At 52.8% G+C, this 19,605-nt stretch carries 16 protein-coding genes; 9 read left to right on the forward strand and 7 right to left on the reverse strand.

Features of this window, described 5'->3' with window-relative positions:
* The first annotated feature begins 46 nt into the window (after window positions 1–46).
* On the forward strand, window positions 47–1,321 hold the full coding sequence (locus ACSVDI_RS02825) for a PepSY1/2 domain-containing protein (protein WP_457944562.1): 1,275 nt from the start codon (window positions 47–49) through the stop codon (window positions 1,319–1,321).
* Between the two features lie 109 nt (window positions 1,322–1,430).
* Here the strand turns inward: ACSVDI_RS02825 and argF are convergent, their stop codons facing one another.
* The 7 genes from argF to ACSVDI_RS02860 all read right to left on the reverse strand — a co-directional run bounded on the left by argF (window position 1,431) and on the right by ACSVDI_RS02860 (window position 9,713).
* The gene (argF, locus tag ACSVDI_RS02830; RefSeq protein ID WP_457944563.1) at window positions 1,431–2,339 is read right to left on the reverse strand and encodes an ornithine carbamoyltransferase; all 909 of its coding nucleotides are present in this window, start codon (window positions 2,337–2,339) and stop codon (window positions 1,431–1,433) included.
* A 55-nt stretch (window positions 2,340–2,394) separates the two neighbouring features.
* The gene (locus ACSVDI_RS02835) at window positions 2,395–3,576 is read right to left on the reverse strand and encodes an acetylornithine/succinylornithine family transaminase (RefSeq protein ID WP_457944564.1); all 1,182 of its coding nucleotides are present in this window, start codon (window positions 3,574–3,576) and stop codon (window positions 2,395–2,397) included.
* A 22-nt stretch (window positions 3,577–3,598) separates the two neighbouring features.
* The gene (gene argB, locus ACSVDI_RS02840) at window positions 3,599–4,459 is read right to left on the reverse strand and encodes an acetylglutamate kinase (RefSeq protein ID WP_457944565.1); all 861 of its coding nucleotides are present in this window, start codon (window positions 4,457–4,459) and stop codon (window positions 3,599–3,601) included.
* Between the two features lie 141 nt (window positions 4,460–4,600).
* Window positions 4,601–5,815, reverse strand: coding sequence for a bifunctional glutamate N-acetyltransferase/amino-acid acetyltransferase ArgJ (gene argJ / locus ACSVDI_RS02845; RefSeq protein ID WP_457944566.1), 1,215 nt, complete (start codon window positions 5,813–5,815; stop codon window positions 4,601–4,603).
* 55 nt (window positions 5,816–5,870) lie between these two features.
* A complete protein-coding gene (gene argC / locus ACSVDI_RS02850) occupies window positions 5,871–6,905 on the reverse strand; it encodes an N-acetyl-gamma-glutamyl-phosphate reductase (protein ID WP_457944567.1) in 1,035 nt (344 codons plus the stop codon).
* A gap of 61 nt (window positions 6,906–6,966) precedes the next feature.
* Window positions 6,967–8,373 (reverse strand): argininosuccinate lyase, encoded by a 1,407-nt coding sequence (gene argH / locus ACSVDI_RS02855; protein WP_457944568.1) that lies wholly within the window; start codon window positions 8,371–8,373, stop codon window positions 6,967–6,969.
* A 119-nt stretch (window positions 8,374–8,492) separates the two neighbouring features.
* The gene (locus ACSVDI_RS02860) at window positions 8,493–9,713 is read right to left on the reverse strand and encodes an argininosuccinate synthase (protein ID WP_457944569.1); all 1,221 of its coding nucleotides are present in this window, start codon (window positions 9,711–9,713) and stop codon (window positions 8,493–8,495) included.
* A 387-nt stretch (window positions 9,714–10,100) separates the two neighbouring features.
* Between ACSVDI_RS02860 and ACSVDI_RS02865 the strand changes: the two genes are divergently transcribed.
* From ACSVDI_RS02865 to ACSVDI_RS02900, 8 genes are all read left to right on the forward strand, one after another.
* Window positions 10,101–10,604: a flavin reductase family protein gene (locus ACSVDI_RS02865; protein ID WP_457944570.1), complete on the forward strand. Its 504-nt coding sequence runs from the start codon at window positions 10,101–10,103 to the stop codon at window positions 10,602–10,604.
* Window positions 10,605–10,665: 61 nt separating this feature from the next.
* Window positions 10,666–11,502: a deoxyribonuclease IV gene (locus tag ACSVDI_RS02870; protein ID WP_457944572.1), complete on the forward strand. Its 837-nt coding sequence runs from the start codon at window positions 10,666–10,668 to the stop codon at window positions 11,500–11,502.
* 234 nt (window positions 11,503–11,736) lie between these two features.
* Window positions 11,737–11,973 (forward strand): hypothetical protein, encoded by a 237-nt coding sequence (locus ACSVDI_RS02875; protein ID WP_457944573.1) that lies wholly within the window; start codon window positions 11,737–11,739, stop codon window positions 11,971–11,973.
* 397 nt (window positions 11,974–12,370) lie between these two features.
* The gene (locus ACSVDI_RS02880) at window positions 12,371–15,010 is read left to right on the forward strand and encodes a YhgE/Pip family protein (RefSeq protein ID WP_457944574.1); all 2,640 of its coding nucleotides are present in this window, start codon (window positions 12,371–12,373) and stop codon (window positions 15,008–15,010) included.
* 15 nt (window positions 15,011–15,025) lie between these two features.
* Window positions 15,026–17,248 carry a YhgE/Pip family protein gene (locus tag ACSVDI_RS02885; protein WP_457944575.1) on the forward strand — a complete coding sequence of 741 codons (2,223 nt, stop codon included), beginning with the start codon at window positions 15,026–15,028 and terminating at the stop codon, window positions 17,246–17,248.
* A 224-nt stretch (window positions 17,249–17,472) separates the two neighbouring features.
* Entirely contained in the window at window positions 17,473–18,747 is a 1,275-nt protein-coding gene (locus ACSVDI_RS02890; RefSeq protein WP_457944576.1) for a M14 family zinc carboxypeptidase, read from the forward strand.
* A 229-nt stretch (window positions 18,748–18,976) separates the two neighbouring features.
* Window positions 18,977–19,099, forward strand: a complete 123-nt coding sequence (locus ACSVDI_RS02895; RefSeq protein ID WP_457944577.1) for a hypothetical protein — start codon at window positions 18,977–18,979, stop codon at window positions 19,097–19,099.
* Window positions 19,092–19,544: a chemotaxis protein CheX gene (locus ACSVDI_RS02900; RefSeq protein WP_457944579.1), complete on the forward strand. Its 453-nt coding sequence runs from the start codon at window positions 19,092–19,094 to the stop codon at window positions 19,542–19,544. The genes ACSVDI_RS02895 and ACSVDI_RS02900 overlap by 8 nt, the downstream gene beginning before the upstream one ends.
* The last annotated feature ends 61 nt before the right edge of the window (window positions 19,545–19,605 follow it).

Here is a 19,605-nt window from a genome sequence, read left to right on the forward strand (position 1 = left end):
TAAACTGTGCGGTAGAGTGAAAAATATCCGCATGGGGTGATTTGGAATGAACAAAAAGAAAATTTTCGGGATTGTGTTTGTCTGCGCGCTGATTGTAACGTTGGGCTGCACCACCGTTTCGGGATATATGACGGCAAACCGTTATAAAATGCAGCTGAATCAGAATTATCAGCGTGCGCTCAACGACCTGAACGGCAGCGTGGACAACATTGGAACTACGATCGACAAGGCGGCATATGCCAATACCGCCACACAGCAAAATGGGCTGGCGGCTAAGCTGATGCGCGAAAGCAGCATGGCGAAGGCGGCCATTTCCACACTGCCGATTACCGACACATCCATGGACAAGGTCAGCAAATTTATTACCCAGGTGGGTGATTTTGCCATGACGCTTTCCAACAAGGTTTCCGCCCATCAGAAAATTACCGATGAGGAATACGGCACCATGCTAAATTTGGAAAAGTACGCCAAAGCCCTGCAGTCGGACCTGATGAATATCAACACGAATGTGGAACCAACGGAACTGACCGGCTCACTGGAGAAAACCGCCAACGATTTTACCGATTTTCCCACGCTGATTTACGACGGGCCGTTTTCCGACCATGTTATGCAGCGAAAGCCGAAGATGACGCAGGGGAAGAGCGAACTGCTTCAGGGCAACGCGCAGAATACCGCGGCAGAGTTTTTGGGACTGAAGCAGGAACAGTTGAAGCATACGCAGGACACGGCCGGGAATATGCCCACATATAATTTTACAACGAACGACGGCACGGTGACCATTTCCGTTACCAAAAACGGGGGCTATATTTCGGAAATGCAGAATTCCCGCGACATTACGTCGGAAAAGCTGACTTATGAGGACGCTTCTAAAATTGCGCAAGCCTTTCTGAAATCCCGCGGAATCACGGACATGCGGGAAAGTTATTATGTGATTACGGACGGCCGGTGCGTTATCAATTACGCTTATCGGCTTGACAACATTGTTTGTTACCCCGATTTGATTAAAGTAAAGGTTGCGCTGGACAACGGCGAAATTGTTGGGTTTGATTCGGTTGGGTACTTGATGAACCATACCACGCGGAAGCTGACCCCCAAGCTGACGGCGGACGAGGCGCAGAAGAATGTCAGCCCGCGCCTGAAAGTAGAAAGCCGAGAGCTGGCGCTAATCCCAACCCCCGGCTTGCATGAAGTGCTTTGTTATGAATTCCGGTGCAAAGGGAGCAATGGCGACCGTGTTTTGGTCTATATCAATGCCAACACCGGTTATGAGGAGCAAATTTTGATTCTTCAGATTTCGGACAACGGCGTGCTGACGCAATAGAACACTTTTTGGAGAATCAGGAGCAGGGAACCGTGTGAAACCGGGAACAAATCAAATTTACTCCGAAAAAAATCCTTACGGGCTGTGTGCGCGTTTTGCGCACCGGCCCTTATTTTTTGCCCAGCAGCTTTACCAGAACAGCCTTTTGTGCGTGCAGGCGGTTTTCCGCCTCGTCAAAAATCTGCGCTGCGTGCTGTTCAAAGACCTCGGTGGTAATTTCTTCTCCGCGGTGTGCGGGCAGGCAGTGCTGCACTATGGCGTCCGGTTTGGCGGCCGCCATAACCGCGTCGTTAATCTGGAAACCCTGGAAGGCTTCGCGGCGTTTCTGCGCCTCCTGCTCCTGCCCCATAGAGGCCCATACGTCGGTGATGACCACATCTGCGCCCTTTGCTGCCTCCAGCGGGTCGGTGGTGATGCTGAATGCTGGGTGCGCCACGGCAAAGTCCAGCACGGCGGCGTTCGGCTTGTAGCCAGAGGGGCACGCCACGGCAACCTCCATTTTCATTTTCAGGCAGCCGACAATCAGCGAGTTCATCATGTTGTTGCCGTCACCGATAAAGCACATTTTCAGTCCGTCCAAGCTGCCCTTGTATTCCCGGATAGTCATTAAGTCCGCCAGCACCTGGCAGGGATGCGCAAAATCGGTCAGCCCGTTAATAATGGGGATGCTGCCGTTTTCGGCAAGGCTTTCCACTTCCGACTGTTTAAAGGTACGAATCATAATGCCGTCCAAATAACGGGAGAGTACGCGGGCGGTGTCCTGAACCGGTTCGCCGCGGCCAATTTGAAGGTCATTGGCAGAAAGAAAAATCGGCAGGCCGCCAAGCTGATACATCCCTACCTCAAAGGAAACGCGCGTGCGGGTGGATGCCTTCTCAAAAATCATACCCAGTGTTTTGCCTTCCAAAACACGGTGGCTGATGCCGTGTTTTTGCTCATACTTGAGCTGATCGGCAAGATTCAGAATGTCGGTGATGTCCTGACTGGTAAGGTCAAGCATTTTCAGCAGATGTTTCATAGTACCCTCCTATATATTTGATATTTTATGAATCGATAGTGGAATACTGGGGGCTTCATTTTTCCCCAGCAAGAACCTGTTCCAGAACGGCAAGGCCTTTGTCAAGTTCCTCCTTGGTAATGGTGAGCGGGGGGAGGAAACGGAGAACGTCCTTTGCGGTCAGAATCAGCAGGCCGTTTTTTACGCATGCGGCGGCAATCTCTTTGGCGGAGCCCTGCTTCGGTTTTGCGCCGAGCATCAGGCCCATGCCGCGTACCAGTTCAATTCCATCCATGGCATTCAGGCGGGCGGCAAGGTAACTGCCCTTTTGTGCGACTTCCCGCAGGAACGCTTCGTTTCCTACGCGTTCCAATACGGCCAGTGCGCCCGCGCAGGCTACCGGATTCCCGCCGAAGGTGGAACCGTGCATCCCCGCGCCGAGCACGTCTTTCAGGCGTGCCGTACACAGGCACACGCCCATGGGCAGACCGCCGGCAATTCCTTTTGCCGAGGTGATTACATCCGGCTGAATCCCGTAATTCTGGTAGCAGTACAGCCTGCCGGTCCGGCCTGCGCCGGTTTGTACCTCGTCGACCATCAGCAGGATGTCGCGTTCCGCGCAAAGCTTGCTCAGCGCGGTTACGAATTTCGGTTCCAGCGGCAGAACGCCGCCCTCACCTTGAATTAGCTCGATCAGGACCGCGCAGGTTTGGTCGGTCAGGTTCGCCTTCACGCTTTCCAGATTGGGTTCCGCATAGGCAAATCCCGGCGTAAACGGGGTGAAGTGGCGATGAAAAACCTCTTGGCCGGTCGCGGCCAGCGTGGTGACGGTGCGCCCGTGAAACGAATTGTTCAGCGTTAGAATCTGGTTACACGTTGCGCCCCGGGTTTCGGTGCCGTATTTGCGCGCCAGCTTAATGGCGCATTCGTTGGCCTCCGCGCCGGAATTCCCGAAAAAGACTCTGGAAAAGCCGGTAAGTTCACAGAGCCTTTGGGCCAGCTTGCCCTGCACCGGACTGTAATACAGGTTGGAGGTGTGCTGGAGCGTTGCGGCCTGCTCCGCCACGGCGCGTGCCCAGATCGGGTCGCTGTACCCCAGCGAATTAACGCCGATGCCGCTGGTAAAGTCGATGTATTCCTTTCCGTCACAGTCGACGGCGGTTGCGCCGTGTCCCGCAACCAGGGCAACGTCGAAGCGCCCGTAGGTCTGCATAAGATAGCGATGATCCTGTTCCTTGATTTCTTCCAGGGTGTTCATAAAGCGGACCTCCCATCCTTCATTAATACAGCATGGTTCCAATGCCTTCGTCGGTAAACAACTCAATTAGAATAGAGTGCGGAATGCGGCCGTCAATAATATGCGCCCGGCCCACGCCGCGCCGCACCGCCTCTACGCAGCAGTCGATTTTGGGAATCATGCCGCCGCAGATGATGCCGTCATGCTGCAGCTTCGGCACCTCGCTTACATTTACTACGGGAATGACGGTGTTTTCATCGTCCTTATCCTGCAGCAGACCGCGCACATCCGTCATCAGAATGAGCTTCAGCGCGCCCAGCTGTGCCGCAATGCGTGCCGCGGCGATGTCGGCGTTCACGTTATACACCTCGCCGTTTGCTCCGCCCGCCACCGTGGAGACAATCGGAATGTACCCGTTTTTTGTCGCGTCAGAAATGATTTGTGTGTCAACTTCGGTGATTTTCCCAACATAACCAAGGTCGCCGCTGCCGGAAATCAGTTTTTCTGCTTTCAGCAGCCCACCGTCCAGTCCGCAGAAGCCGACAGCACGCCCGTTGTGGCGTTCCAGCAGCTGCACAAGGTCTTTGTTGACCTTTCCGGCAAGCACCATTTGAACAATCTCCATGGTTTCTGCGTCGGTCACGCGCAGGCCGTTGACAAACCGGCTTTCTTTTCCGATTTTTTTCAGCATGGCGCTGATTTCCGGCCCGCCGCCGTGCACCAGAACGACATTGATGCCCACCAGCTGCATCAGGACAATGTCGCTCATGACGGCATCCTTTAAACCCTCGTTAATCATGGCGTTGCCGCCGTATTTCACAACGACGGTTTTTCCGGCGTATTTTTGTATATACGGCAGGGCCTGCACCAGAACTTTGGCCCGGTCGGTATTGCTGATCTCCATCCTGTACCCCCAAAAACAATGAAGCATGAACAGTGAACAAGGGACAAAAGAAACAGAATGGTATGGTCACTTGTTTCTTCTTAAAAACCGGAAGCCTTTGCCTGTGCCTTGTTCATTGTAAACTGTTCTCTGTTCACGGAATTATGTTCTGTAATCTCCGTTGATTTTTACATAGTCATAAGTAAGGTCGCACCCGAACGCTTCGGCGGAAAAGGTTCCGTCGTGTAGGGTGATCTCCACGTTGATTTCCTCCTGGGACAGAATTTGTTTGGCGGTGTCCTCGTCAAAATCGAGGCCAGCGCCGTTTTTGCAGACGTCGATTCGGCCTGCGGAGGATGCAAACGAAACGTCTACTTTGGTAATGTCGGTGTCTGCTCCGCTGTACCCGATGGCGCAGAGCACGCGGCCCCAGTTTGCGTCCGCACCGAACATGGCGGCCTTGAACAGGCTGGAGCAGATTACACCTTTTGCGGTCAGCCGTGCGTCGGTGTCGCTTTTTGCCCCTGTAACCCTGCAGACCAGCAGCTTGGTGGCGCCTTCCCCGTCTTTGGCGATTTTACGCGCCAGCGCGGTGCAAAGCTCTTTCAGCGCGGCCGTAAACGCGGCGTACTCCGGGGTTCCTTCTTTTATTTCGGGGTTCCCTGCCAGACCGGAGGCCAGGATGCAGGTCATGTCGTTGGTGGAAGTGTCGCCGTCCACGCTGATCATATTGAAGCTGTCCCGCACCGCTTCGTGCAGCGCACAGTTCAACACAGCGGGGGAAACGGCCGCGTCCGTTGTTAAAAAGCAGAGCATGGTCGCCATGTTGGGGTGAATCATGCCCGAACCCTTCGCAATGCCGCCAATGCGCACCGGCTTGCCGCCGATTTCCAGCTCGACGGAAAGATTTTTCAGTTCGGTATCGGTTGTCATAATGGCTTTCGCCGCATCGGCGGAGCCGGTGGGGGAAAGCGCCTTTACCAGCGCGGGGAGCGCGTTTTGAATCGGCTCCAGGGGCAGCACCTGCCCGATGACTCCGGTGGAGGCCACTATTACGTTCTGGGGTGCAATGCCAAGCTCCTTCGCAGTCAGCTGGCACATAGCCCACGCCTTTTGCTCGCCGTCGGCGTTGCAGGTGTTCGCGTTGCCGCTGTTGCAGATGACCGCCTTCGCCGTGCCGTTTTCCAAATTCCGTTTTGTGACCAGAATCGGTGCGCCCTTAACCAGATTCTGCGTGTAAACCGCCGCCGCGGAGCAGACCACGTCGGAATAAATCAGCGCAAGGTCCGGCTTCGATTTGTTTTTGCGGATGCCGCAGTAAATACCAGATGCGGAGAAGCCCTTTGCTGCGGTTACACCGCCTTCAATGTATTTCATGGGGATGCCTCCAAACTCTGAATAGGATTCATTCCTGCACGGAATGTACTTCGAATCAAAACGCCGGCGGGAACAGCTTCAGTCCGGTGGTTTCCTCCAGACCAAATGCGAGGTTCATATTTTGGATGGCCTGACCGGCCGCGCCCTTGACCATGTTGTCAATGGCGGAAATGGCGATGAATGTATTGGTGCGTAAATCCACGTGGAGCGAAATATCGCAGAAGTTGGAATAGCGCACGTTTTTAATGTCGGCCTCCTTCCCTTTCGGCAGGAGCCGCATGAAATATTCGTTTTCGTACTGCGCCTGATACGCCTGTTCCAACTGTTCCAGCGTAATGCCCGGCTTGAGTCTGGCGTAGCAGGTGGCAAGAATGCCGCGGTTGACCGGGAGCAGGTGGGGGACAAAGGTCAGCTTGACCGGCTGGCCCGCCACGTGGGAAAGGCTCTGCTCCATTTCCGGCGTATGCCGATGGCTTGCCACCTTATAGGCGCTCAGGCCCTCGTTCAGTTCCGGGTAATGCGTGTTCTGCGTCAGCTTGCGGCCTGCACCGGTCACGCCGCTTTTGCAGTCGGCAATGATGCCCTCATTTTCAATATACCCGTTTTTCAACGCCGGGGCCAGCGCCAGCGGAACCGCCGTGGTGTAGCAGCCTGGGTTGGCGATGATCTTTCGCCCGCGGATTTGCTCCCGGAACAGCTCCGGCAGAGCGTAAACTGCCAAATCATGCAGTTCCGGGTACCGAAAGCTTCCGCCGTACCATTGCTGATAATCGGCTTCATTTTCCAGCCGAAAGTCCGCGCCAAGGTCGATGAAGACCTTTCCGGCCGCATAGCACTGCGCTGCCAATTCCTGTGAAAGTCCATGCGGAAGCGCTGCGAACACAACGTCCGACTGCTCCACTACTTCTTCCTGCGTGCCGCAGACCCTGTCGCAGCAATGAAAGTACGCAGGGTAAATGTCGGAAAGCGGCTGCCCCTCAAAACTGACCGAGCTGATTGCCGCAACCTGTGCCTGCGGGTGCCCGCTCAGCAGCCGGACCAGTTCTGCCCCGGCGTAGCCCGTTGCACCTACAATTCCTGCTTTTATCATTCCCGTCACCCCTCATCTGTTTATTCCCAGTTTTGCCCGGAAAGACCGATGCTTCTGTCGGTTATCCGATTTTGTCCGAAGATTTCTCTGCGGGGCCGGCCCCCATGACCTGCAGAATTTTCTTGGCATGTGCCTCCACGTTCTGCTTTGCCGGGCCGCCCAGTACCTTCCGGCCGTTCACACAGGTGTCCAGCGAAATGGCTTCATAAATCCCCTCGTCAAAATGTGGGTCATATTTCCGGTAGGTTTCCAGCGGAAGCGTTTCCAAGGTCAGCCCATGTTCCATGCATTCTGCGACCAGGTCACCCGTAATCCGGTACGCGTCGCGGAACGGTAGCCCCTTGCCCACCAGATAGTCTGCACAGTCCGTCGCGTTGATAAACCCATTTGCGGCGGCTTTCCGCATGTTTTGCGGCAGGACCTTCATGGTGTCCACCATGGGGATAAAGGCGGTCAGGCACATGCGAAGGGTATCCACTGCATCGAAAATGGCCTCTTTGTCCTCCTGCATGTCTTTGTTGTAGGCCAGCGGAAGACCTTTCATCATGGTCAACAGAGCCGTCAGGTCGCCGACCACCCGCCCGGTTTTGCCGCGAACCAATTCCGCAATATCGGGGTTCTTTTTCTGCGGCATAATGCTGGAACCGGTGGAAAACGCGTCGTCCAGTTCAATGAATTTAAACTCCCACGAACACCAGAGGATGATTTCCTCCGAAAAGCGGGAAAGGTGCACCATGGCAATGGCGATGTCGGATGCAAGCTCCAAGCAGAAATCACGGTCGGAAACGCCGTCCAGGCTGTTTTGGGAAGCATCGGAAAAGCCGAGCAGGGAAGCGGTCAGTTCCCGGTCCAGCGGATAAGTTGTTCCGGCCAGTGCGCCCGAGCCCAGCGGGCAGACGTCCATGCGCTTTTTGGTGTCCGCAAGGCGGGAAAGGTCGCGCTGGAACATTTCGGCATACGCCAGCAGATGGTGCCCAAACGTGACGGGCTGCGCCCGCTGCATGTGCGTGTAGCCCGGCATGACGGTGTCCGAATGGGCAAGCGCCTTGCGGCAGAGAACAACCACCAACTCTTTCAGCTGGTCATACAAGGCGTCGCACTGCTTTTTCAGGTAAAGCCGTAAATCCACCGCAACCTGGTCATTCCGGCTGCGGGCAGTGTGCAGACGCTTGCCCGTGCTGCCCAGCCGGGCGGTCAGCTCACCCTCTACAAAGGTGTGAATGTCCTCTGCGGTTTGGTCAATGGGCAGTTCGCCGCTTTCTACCTGTGCAAGAATGTGCTTTAGTTCAGTGCAGATGGCTTCGGCTTCCTGTGCTTCCAACACACCGCAGGAGGCCAGCATGGTTGCGTGGGCGATACTGCCCTCAATGTCCTCCCGCACCATACGCTGGTCAAAGGAAATGGAAGAATTGAAATCGTCGGTTTTCGGGTCCAGTGCTTTATGCAAGCGGCCTTCCCAAAGTTTCATGCCGCATACTCCTTCCGGTTTGGAATCGTCAAAATTATCTATTTATCTATACGTTTGTATAAATCGTTCCGGGCGAACGGAGTACCGCGCACCCGGAACGGAAAAGAATCGGTTTCAGTTTATTTCTTCAGCTTTTTCATAGCCTGAACCTGAATCGGAAGGCCAAACAGGTTGATAAATCCGGAGGCGTCCGCCTGATTGTAGACTTCGTCCTCGCTGAAGGTCGCAATCTCCTCATCATAGAGGGAATACGGGGAGGTAACGCCCGCGTCGATGATGTTGCCCTTGTAAAGCTTGAGCTTAACCTCGCCGGTTACGGTTTGCTGGGTGCTTTCCACAAATGCGGAGAGCGCTTCGCGCAGGGGGGTAAACCACTGGCCGAAATACACCAGTTCCGCGAACTTAATACCCACGCCCTGCTTGTAGTGGTACGTGTCGCGGTCCAGGCAGAGTTCTTCCAGCTTGTTGTGGGCATGGTACAGAATGGCGCCGCCGGGGGTTTCGTACACACCGCGGGACTTCATGCCGACCAAGCGATTTTCTACAATATCCGCAATGCCAATGCCGTTGGCGCCGCCGATTTCGTTCAGCTTTGCGATCATGTCAACACCGCACAGTTTCTGGCCGTCCAGCGCGACGGGAACACCCTTTTCAAAGGTAAGGGTAATGTAGGTCGGTTGGTCGGGTGCCTGTTCCGGAGAAACGCCCAGCTCCAAAAAGCCAGGCTTGTTGTACTGCGGCTCGTTTGCCGGATTTTCCAGGTCCATGCCCTCGTGGGAAAGGTGCCACAGGTTTTTGTCCTTGGAATAGTTGGTTTCCCGCGTGATGTTCAGCGGGATTTTATGCGCTTCCGCATAATCAATTTCTTCGTCGCGGGATTTGATGTTCCATTCCCGCCAGGGGGCAATGATCTTCATTTTCGGAGCAAACGCCTTGATGGCCAGTTCGAAACGAACCTGGTCGTTGCCTTTTCCGGTGCAGCCGTGCACAATGGCGTCGGCACCTTCTGCCTGGGCGATTTCTACCAGACGTTTTGCAATGAGCGGCCTTGCAAAGGAAGTTCCGAGCAGATATTTGTTTTCATACACCGCCCCGGCTTTCAGGGTCGGCCAAATATAATCTTCTACAAACGCCTTTTTCAGGTCGGCGATATACAGCTTGGAAGCGCCGGTTTTTTTTGCTTTTTCTTCCAATCCGTTCAGTTCGGCACCCTGTCCTACGTCCGCGGCAACGGCAACGACCTCGCAGTTGTCATAATTTTCCTTCAGCCAGGGAATAATGATCGAAGTATCCAGTCCGCCCGAATAGGCGAGAACAACTTTTTTAATTTTCGGTTCCATTTGACAAGCCCCCATTTCGTTTCTTATGGTTTAATTATACACCGATTATACAGAAAATCAAGGATAAAATGCATAAATATTCATTATATCCGTATTTCATAAAAACGAGAGGGATTCCATTCCTGCACGTTGTTGGAAGTACCCAAACGCAGGGTTGGAAAAATCCATCCCGCCTTCCGGTTTTCCTTCAAGTACTTTTATTATGGCCGATTTTACATTGGAAAGTTGGTTTATTTATGATAAAATAATTGATAAAATAGTCCAAATAGGAATACAATTCACCGGGGCCCGTTTGCAGACCGAAAAAGAAGCTGTTCCAGCGGGAACGGCAGACTTTTTCTGTGCAGACCGGTCCCGCCAATCAAATAACCGAATGGAGGCAGTCATATGTTTCATGAAACGGAAATTCAGAAGCTGAGCTTCAATCCGTTTACAAAGATCGATAAGGAATGGATGCTTGTCACGGCGGGCAACGCCGAAAAGTGCAATACCATGACGGCCAGCTGGGGCGGCCTGGGCGTGCTGTGGAACAAATACGTTTCGTTTCTCTTTATTCGTCCCCAGCGCTATACCATGGAGTTCCTGGAACGGGAGGACTACTATTCCCTGAGCTTTTTCGGCAGCAGCTGCCGGGAAGCGTTGAGTTACTGCGGAAGCCACTCCGGCCGCGACGGCGACAAAATTAAAGCCGCGGGTCTGACTACGGTTTACTCGGAAGCCGCACCGTATTTTGAAGAGGCAAAAACCGTGCTGATCTGCCGTAAGCTGCACGGCCAGCAGATTGACCCGGCGGGTTTTATTGACCCAACCATTGACGCCAAAAATTATCCGGCAAAGGATTACCATAAAGTCTTTATTGGTGAAATTGTAAAGGTGCTGGAAAAGGACTAGTTTGCCGCTCGTCCGGAGTGACGCGGCGAAATGCGGCACCGGAAAGAAGAAGGAAAAGCGTATGTTGAAAATTGGCTGCCACCTGTCGGCATCCAAAGGATTCCTGGCAATGGGAAAGGAAGCGCTGAAGCTGGGGGCGAATACATTCCAGTTTTTTACCCGCAACCCTCGCGGCAGCCGGGCGAAAGAGGTGGACCCACAAGATGCCGCCGCGCTCCTGCAGCTTGCGCAGGAGCACAATTTTGCGGTGCTGCTGGCGCACGCACCCTATACGCTGAACGCGTGTTCCGCCGAGGAAAGAACACGGGAATTTGCGCGCACCACTATGGAGGACGACCTGCACCGCATGGAATACCTGCCGGGGAACTATTACAACTTTCATCCGGGTAGCCACACGGGGCAGGGGGCGGAAACCGGAATCCGGCAGATTACCGAACTGCTGAATGCCATTTTGAAGCCGGAGCAGACCACCACCGTTTTGCTGGAAACCATGGCGGGCAAGGGCACCGAGGTGGGGCGCACGTTTGAAGAACTGAAGGCGATTCTGGACGGCGTAACCCTTTCTGAAAAAATGGGCGTCTGCCTTGACACCTGCCATGTATTCGACGCCGGCTACGACATTGTAAATCACTTGGACGAAGTGCTGGCGGAATTTGACCGCGTCATCGGCTTAAACCGCCTGCGTGCGGTCCACCTGAATGACAGCATGAACCCGATGGGCAGCCATAAGGACCGCCACCAGAAAATTGGGCAGGGCACCATTGGTCTGGAGGCCATGGTGCGCATCATCAACCATCCGGCGTTGTGCGCGCTGCCGTTTTACCTGGAAACGCCGAATGACATAGCGGGTTACGCGCGGGAAATCGCCCTGCTGCGCGAAGCGTCCCAACAGCTTTAAGCACGTATTTTTCCCAGCGGACGGGGTGCCTGAATTTTCCCCATAACCAGAAAATGGAGCGCTGAAATTCATACTTTCGACATAAGTGTCTTGTATGATAAAAACAGTGATTTTAATGCCGTCTTTGAGGCATCAAAAGTTGCCGCTCCGCGAAACGGGGAATGATCAGGACGAAAGTTTTTGACCACTTCGGATAAGAGGAGTTTTCCCATCATTTTAGGAGGTTTTCAGCCGATGGTAATGAACGTTGTACTCGGAGTGGCCGGATGGCTTGGCCTGTTGCTGGGAATTTTATTGCTGGCTGTGCTGATGGTTTCCATCGCCGGAATCCAGCCGAAACGGCAGACGGTTCGCTATCTGGATGAAACAGAACGGGAGCTTCAGCTGCTGGAAGCTGCCTGGGAAGCCGGAAGAATCAGCACGGTGGAATACCGTGCGCGCCGGGCAGCACTTATGGCACGATACCGTTGACCGGCTGATACAATCGGCAGGCAAATCGAGTTTAAACCCCGTCGGCGTATGCCGACGGGGTTTTTTGCTGCTCTTTTTACGGGAGGTTCCAAGGAAAATAGATGCCAACTTGCTTGGGAATGGATTCTGACGATGCCTGGCAAAATTGGCACAAATAGCCAAATAAAATTCTTGTATTTCATTCTTTTTTGCCGTCGAATTTGGATTTTTGTCTATTCAAAGTTACCAAAAAATGCATTATAATTATACCTGCGGCTTCTTGACGGGCCGCCGTTTCATTTCAGAATTTATTCACCGGTTTTGATGATACGTGGTATGTGCGGAGTAAGTCCGTACCTTCCTTTTCGGCGCAGTCGGTGAGGTATTGTTCTACGGCAGGGTTAAAAAAGGGGAAAGCATGAAATTCCGTAATCTCTTAAAAGTGTATCGGCGGGACTTGAAAAGCATTATGAAAAATCCGGTCGCCCTTCTCATTATGGCCGGTCTATGCGTGATTCCATCCCTGTACGCATGGGTCAATATCCACGCCTGTTGGAATGTGTACGAAAACACCGGGGATATCCCGGTTGCTGTGGTGAACAACGACAAAGCCGTTTTGTTTCAGGGAAAGTCCATCAACATTGGCGCCAGCGTGGAGGAGCAGCTGAAAAAGAATAAAAAAATCAAGTGGATTTTTGTCAGCTCCCGACAGGCGGACCTTGGCCTGGCAGACAGTACCTACTATGCCGCGATTGAGATTCCGCAGGATTTTTCCTCCAAATTCTTGACGGTTTTGTCGGACCACCCACAGAAGCCCCAGATTATTTATAAAGCGGACACCAAAGTGAACCCCGTGGCAGGGAAAATTGCGGAAACGGCAAAGAATACGCTCGTGCAGCAGATTCAGTCCAATTTCGTGTCAACCGTGAATCAGACGATTTTCTCCGAATTGAATTCGGTCGGCAAGGATGTGGACAGCAACCGCGAAAGCATTTTAAAGCTCAAGGATTCCATTATTAAGCTGAACAGCGGCATGGGAACCATCACAGATTCGCTGCAGACCATTCATACCCAGTCGGATAATGTCAACGCTCTTCTGGACAGCATCAGCGCGGCGCTTCCCTCCATTCAAAGCGGGCTGCAGCTGGCGGAAAAGAGCAATTCCGACGAGCTTAGCGCGGTTCAGTCCGCCAAAACGGCGCTGAACAATTCCATCGAAAACGTCAATACAAATTTAAACTATCTGCAGACCTCCAATACCCGGATTCAGGAGTTGTTTGACGATTTAAATGCGGCAGTTTCCGAACGAAACACAACAAAGGTGAATGCCGTTCTGCCGGGGATTAACGCGGAACTGGACAGTATGGACAGCGCGTTGGACGCAACCATCGACTACTTAAAGGCCTGCGAGTCCGTCGATTTGAACGAAGACATTGGGAAGATGGTCACCTCCCTGCAGAACCTGAAAACCTCCCTTACCAGTTTTAAAGCGCAGCTGGACTCTACACGCAGGCAGATTACGAGGCTGAACAACAGTCTGGATACCTTGTATGATTATTTGAATCAGCAGATTCCCCGACTGGAACAGCAGGTTGACGAACTAGATTCCCAGCTTAGCACCACGATTTCGCAGATGGAGACGCTGAATGAAACCTGGAATAATCCCGATTTGGCACAGCTGATCAACATTTTGAAGGGAATCCAGTCTTCGGGGCTGAAAGATGCCCTGGTTTCCGCGCTTGAATCCATACGCAATTCCCGTGACAGTGTACAGGCTGCGTTGAAGGCTTTGGACGAGGCGTTGGCTTCCACCATGCAGACGATTGATACCGCATGCACCCGGATTGACAAGGCGGTTTCATTCCTAAAAACCGTGGAGGCCACCAATGATGACAAATCCGATGAGCTGGATGCAATCATCAAATCCCTCAAGAATATCCAGCCTTATTTACAGGACGAAAAAATACAGTTCAGCAATATTCAGCAGCAGCTGAACAATGCCGGCAGCATTGCCAAGGGCATTGCGGATGCGGTGAATGCCGATGCCGCAAAAATCGGCACGCAGCTGAACGCTGCGCTGCTCGCTTACAATTCCGGCGCAAAGGAAGAGTTAAACGCGATTGCCGACCATCTGGAAGCGTCAGCAAAGGACTCCGCGGAACTGATTCAGTTGGCACAGGAGCTCAGTACGCAGCTGAGCAATATGGTTCAGACCGCGCAGAACGGAAGCAGCCTGGCTTCCACCCTTTCCGACGACCTGAACAAGCGGCTGATCGAGTTCAAGAATGTGATTGCGCTGCTCGGCAGTAAGCTGGAAATGACGGGCAACGATGACATTGCGCAGATTATTACCATTCTGCAAAGCAACCCGGAGTTTATGGGCAGCTTTCTGTCCGACCCGTTTGACCTGAAGTCGGAGTCCATCAACGCGATTCCCAATTACGGCTCCAGCATGGCGCCCCTTTATTCCACGCTGGCCCTGTGGGTGGGTTGCCTGGTGTTGAACTCCATTTTAAAGCCCGAGGTGGGGTCGTTTCAGGGAAGAGAAACCCTCAACCGCAGGGAAAAACATTTTGGCAAAATGATGATTTTTCTGACCCTTTCCATGATTCAGGGGCTGATTGTGGCACTGGGCGATATTTTTATTTTAAAGATTTATACAGTAAATGCCTTTTTGTTTGTGGTGTTCTGTGTGTATTCGTCCTTCGTTTTCTGCGTGATTACCTTTACCCTGATGAGTACGCTAGGGAACATTGGAAAGGCGTTGTCCATAATTTATATGATTTTGCAGCTGGCGGGCAGCGGAGGAAGCTACCCCATTCAGGTTGACCCCCCGATTTTCAAGGTTCTTCAGCCGCTGTTTCCGTTTACCTATACGGTTGGGGGCCTGCGGGAGGCGGTGGCCGGCCCACTTGTAACCAGCGTGGTGCAGGACTTTGTCGCGCTTACGCTGTTTGGTGTGGTGTTCCTGTTGTTCGGCTTCTTTGCCATTGAACCGCTTTACGCGAAAATACACCGTTTTGAACGGCGCTTCAAAGAATCCGGAATCGGGGAATAAAGGGGGGTGCTTCCGTTGCGTATTATACGTTCGTTTTTCCATAAAATTGCTGATTGGGTGCATCGCATCTGGTTCTATGGCATACGACCGGTTTTTCTAATCTTTTTTCAGGACGTTCATACCATTACGCACAATCTGGCAGCCTTCATCATTATCGTTGGGCTGTGCCTTCTGCCGTCGCTTTACGCGTGGATTAATATTTATGCGTGCTGGGACCCGTATTCCAACACGGGCAACCTGCCTGTCGCCATTGTAAACAACGATGAGGGCACGGCGTTCAACGGAAAGACCATCAACGTGGGGGACAGCGTGGTGGAACAGCTGAAGAAGAATAAGTCGATTGGCTGGAATTTTGTGGACGAATGGCAGGCCAACTACGGCCTGAACGAGGGCCGGTATTACGCCATGATTGAAATCCCACGCAATTTTTCTTCCGGGTTGGTCAGCATGACCACGGCAACCCCGCACAAGCCGGCCGTAGTATACCGTGTGAATGAAAAGCTGAATGCTATCGCCGCAAAAATTACTAATGTAGCGAAAGATAAGCTGGTCAGCAATATCCAGAGCAATTTTATTAAAACCGTAAACGAGCAGGCCATGCAGATGATACAGGCTGGGGCGGAAAAGAGCAACTTCAGCGCGTCGCAGGTGTCCGAACTGAAAAGCACCTTGGCCGAAGCCAGCGGAAATATTTCCAAGTTGAAACAAAATATCAGCCAGGCAAACGAAAATTCGGAAAATTTTCAAAAATATCTGCGAAAAACGGTTGATATGCTTCCTACGGTAACGGATCAGATCAGCCACCTGGAGCAGGTGGCGCAGGCAGGGAAAACGCTTACGCTTCGCACCCAGCAGACCGTACAGACCATTTCCTCCGACCTGAACAGCGACCTTTCGCAGCTGCAGGTGCTGGATGATAAAAATCAGGCGCTGCTCGCCGCGCTGAGAAACATCAACGGCAACACCATCGACTCCGACACGGTGAAAATTGCCCAGCAGTGCGCGGAGATCTGCACCTCCGTCCATCACATGCTCAAAGCCGACATGAAAAACATCCAGACACTGAACAAGTCGGAGAACCTGAGTTCCCTTACGTTCCTGTACGACAGCATAAAATATATGGATCAGCTTGTTCTGGCGGAAAAGTCTGCACTGGACAAACTTGCCGCCGCGGTGCACAGCGGCTCCACGAAGTCAGAAATCAAGACGGAACTCAGTGACTTATCAAAACTCAGCGCCGAAGTGACCAACCAGATTCAGACCGTATCCAGCTCGTTTTATACCAAGGGCTCCCCTTTGCTGAATACCATGGTGACTTCCCTGACGACGCAGATGGACAACACAAACAGTGTGCTGGAGCTTTCCAAATCAATTCTTCCACAGCTGAAGGCGTTGGCTGCCTTTGGCGAAGCGAGCAGCCAGTTGTCTGTTCAACAAGCCGATCAGCTGAACGAAAAACTGAGCACGTTGCAAGACAATTTGAATAAGCTTTCCGAAAAAATGGGTACCGTCAGCGACGAAACAATTCATAATCTGATGGATATTATTGAGAATCATCCGTCCGAAGTGGCGGACTTCCTGTCTTCCCCATTGGAGGTCAAGGAGATTGACGTTTATGAAGGCGGCGTGTTCGGCGTGGGGCTGACTCCCTTTTATACGGTTCTGGCCATCTGGGTGGGGGCACTGCTGGCGTGCGCGCTGCTGTCTGTGGAGTGCCGGGACACCATCGAAGGGGTAAAGCTGAACCTGAAACAGAAGCATTTCGGGAAAATGCTCCTGTTCCTGTCGATTTCCTTGATTCAGTCCACGATTATTTCGCTGGGGGATGTTTTGATTCTGGGGGTGAAACCGGTGAATTTCGGCCTGATGATGGGCTTCAGTGCGCTGTGTTCGCTCACGTTCACCATTATGATTTTCACCTTAGTTTCCATTTTCGGAAACGTCGGCAAGGCGATTGCCGTTGTGGTGATGGTACTTCAAATTGCCGGCGCCGGCGGCATTTACCCCATACAGACCAACCCGAAAATTTTTGGCGTGCTGGAACCGCTCTGGCCGTTTACCTATGCCATCAACGGATTCCGCGAGGCGATTGCCGGGCCGGAGTGGGGCGGCGTGCGAAGCAGTGTGCTTGCCCTGCTTGGCTTCTGCGGCGTATACCTGCTGATGGCTTTGCTGAAAAAACCGTTCCATCGACTGAATATGGCAATGGAACATAAATATAAGGAAGCGGAATTATAAGAGCTGTCTTGTGCTCTGGACTGCCCACATTGGCGTTCCTTCTGTAAGGAGGAACGCCAATGTGGGCTTTTTCACCGGGTGCACATGCTGCGCAGGCGGGTTTCCTTTTGCAACTGTTTTGTTTTGCAGAAATCAGTGTCAAATATTTCTGCATGGCAATACAATAGAATAAAATTTGCAAAAGGAAAATAATCGGCGATAAAGCCGGAGAATGAGGCGACAGTATGAGAACGCTGAGAGTGGGAATGTCGGGGAGCGACGTCATGGAACTGCAGGCGCTGCTCCAAAAGCTTGGGTACGATGTGGGCGCGGTGGACGGCGTGTTTGGCCCGCGCACGGAAAATGCCGTGATTGCGTTTCAGCGCCGGTTCGGGCTTACGCCCGATGGGATTGTGGGGCCGAACACCTACCGTGTTTTAGAACCGTTCCTGCGTGGGTATGACCTTTATGTCATCCGTCCGGGCGACACGTTTGGGTCCATTGCGCAAAGGTATGGGGTGAGGCCCGAAACCATCGCAATAGCGAACCCGGACCAGGACCCGAATCGGCTGATGATCGGGCAGCGCATCGTTGTGCCCTATGAAATGAACCTTGTAGACACGAACATCAATTATACGTACGAAGTGCTGGCAAGGGACATTGACGGCCTGAAAGCGCGTTACCCGTTTTTGGAAACGGGCAGCATCGGGAACAGCGTGCTGGGGCGGAATCTTTTTTACATCCGGCTCGGAACCGGACCGAACGAGGTGTCGTACAACGCAGCGCATCATGCGCTGGAATGGATTACCTCTCCGCTCCTGATGAAATTTACGGAAGAGTATTTACGGGCGTACACGTCCGGGCAGATGCTGCCAGGCGGATATGACCCGAGAGTACTGTGGAACCAGAGCAGTATTTATATTGTTCCAATGGTCAACCCGGACGGGGTCGATTTGGTGCTGAACGGCCTGTCCCCGTCGAATCCGTATTACACCGACCTGATTCAATGGAATAAGGGCAGCACGGACTTTTCCAGGGACTGGGAGGCGAACAACCGTGGTGTGGATCTGAACCACAACTACGACGCGGCGTGGGATCTTTCCAAGGCGGCAGAGGCAGAGTATGGCGTAACCGGGCCCGGACCGACGCGCTATTCGGGGCCGTACCCGGTATCGGAACCGGAAACACAGGCAATGGTGGCGTTTACCAATCGCCATAACTTCCGTCTGGTCATGGCGTACCACAGCCAGGGAGAAGTGATTTACTGGAATTTTATGAATATGGCTCCGCCGGAAGGGCGAACCATTGGGGAGCAGCTGTCCCAAATCAGCGGTTACCGGCTGGACGAAACCACCGGCATCGCGTCTTTTGCCGGATATAAGGACTGGTTTATCCAGCAGACGCGCCGCCCGGGCTACACCATTGAGGTTGGCCGCGGGGTAAATCCGCTGCCCATTTCCCAGTTCGACGAAATCTATCGGGACAACATCGGCATGCTGATTTTTGCGGCAACTGTATAAAATTTCTAAAAGCAGCAAACATTTTTGGTCACAAAACTGTCGTATTATATAATTTTGAGATTCGATGTGAAAAAACTCTATTTTTGTGCTATAATGACGATATATAAAATATGAACGCGGAAAATGGGGAAAGTGGGATATCCCCCCGCGTAGGAGCACCGGAAACAGCACAATGCCATGGTGCAGTATGTGGCCGAAACTGCCGCCCGGTTTGAACAGGACCCGGAAAATGAGACGCTGGCACAGCAAGTTTGCCGGGGAACTGCTTGCGTGGCTGATTAACCACGCAGCGGCCGCCGACCATAGAATTGAGGAAGATGTTAAAAGCAAGGGAGGGAATAACCATGAATGACGGTATTTTCATCCCCTTTTCGAAAGCGACCGGCGAAGCGTTTAAAATGATGCTGAATCTGGAAGCCAGCACGGAAGAGCCTGAAGTACGCGATGTTGTCCCGAATACCGGGAGCGACCTGAATATAGCGATTGACGTGACGGGCGATTTGACCGGAGAAGTTTTATACCGTTTTCCAAAGAAGACCGCACTGGAAATGGTGAAAATCATGTGCGGCATGGAATTTGAAGAAATTGATGAATTTGTAACGTCCGCTATGGGCGAGATTGCCAATATCATCAGCGGTAACGCCATGACCGGGCTGTCGGAACAGAATATCATCTGCGATATTCAGCCTCCGAAGGTTCTGGTCGGGGAATACGAAATGGCGCAGGTTCTGCCAGTGCTTTGCGCGAATGTGCGCACCGGGGTCGGCGACGTGGAGCTGGACGTTCAGTTAAGCTAGTCTTTTTCATATATAGCCTGTGCGGCGGCTCGGGGGTATCCCTTTCGAGCCGCCGCTGTTT

The organism is Caproiciproducens sp. LBM24188, from assembly GCF_054130445.1.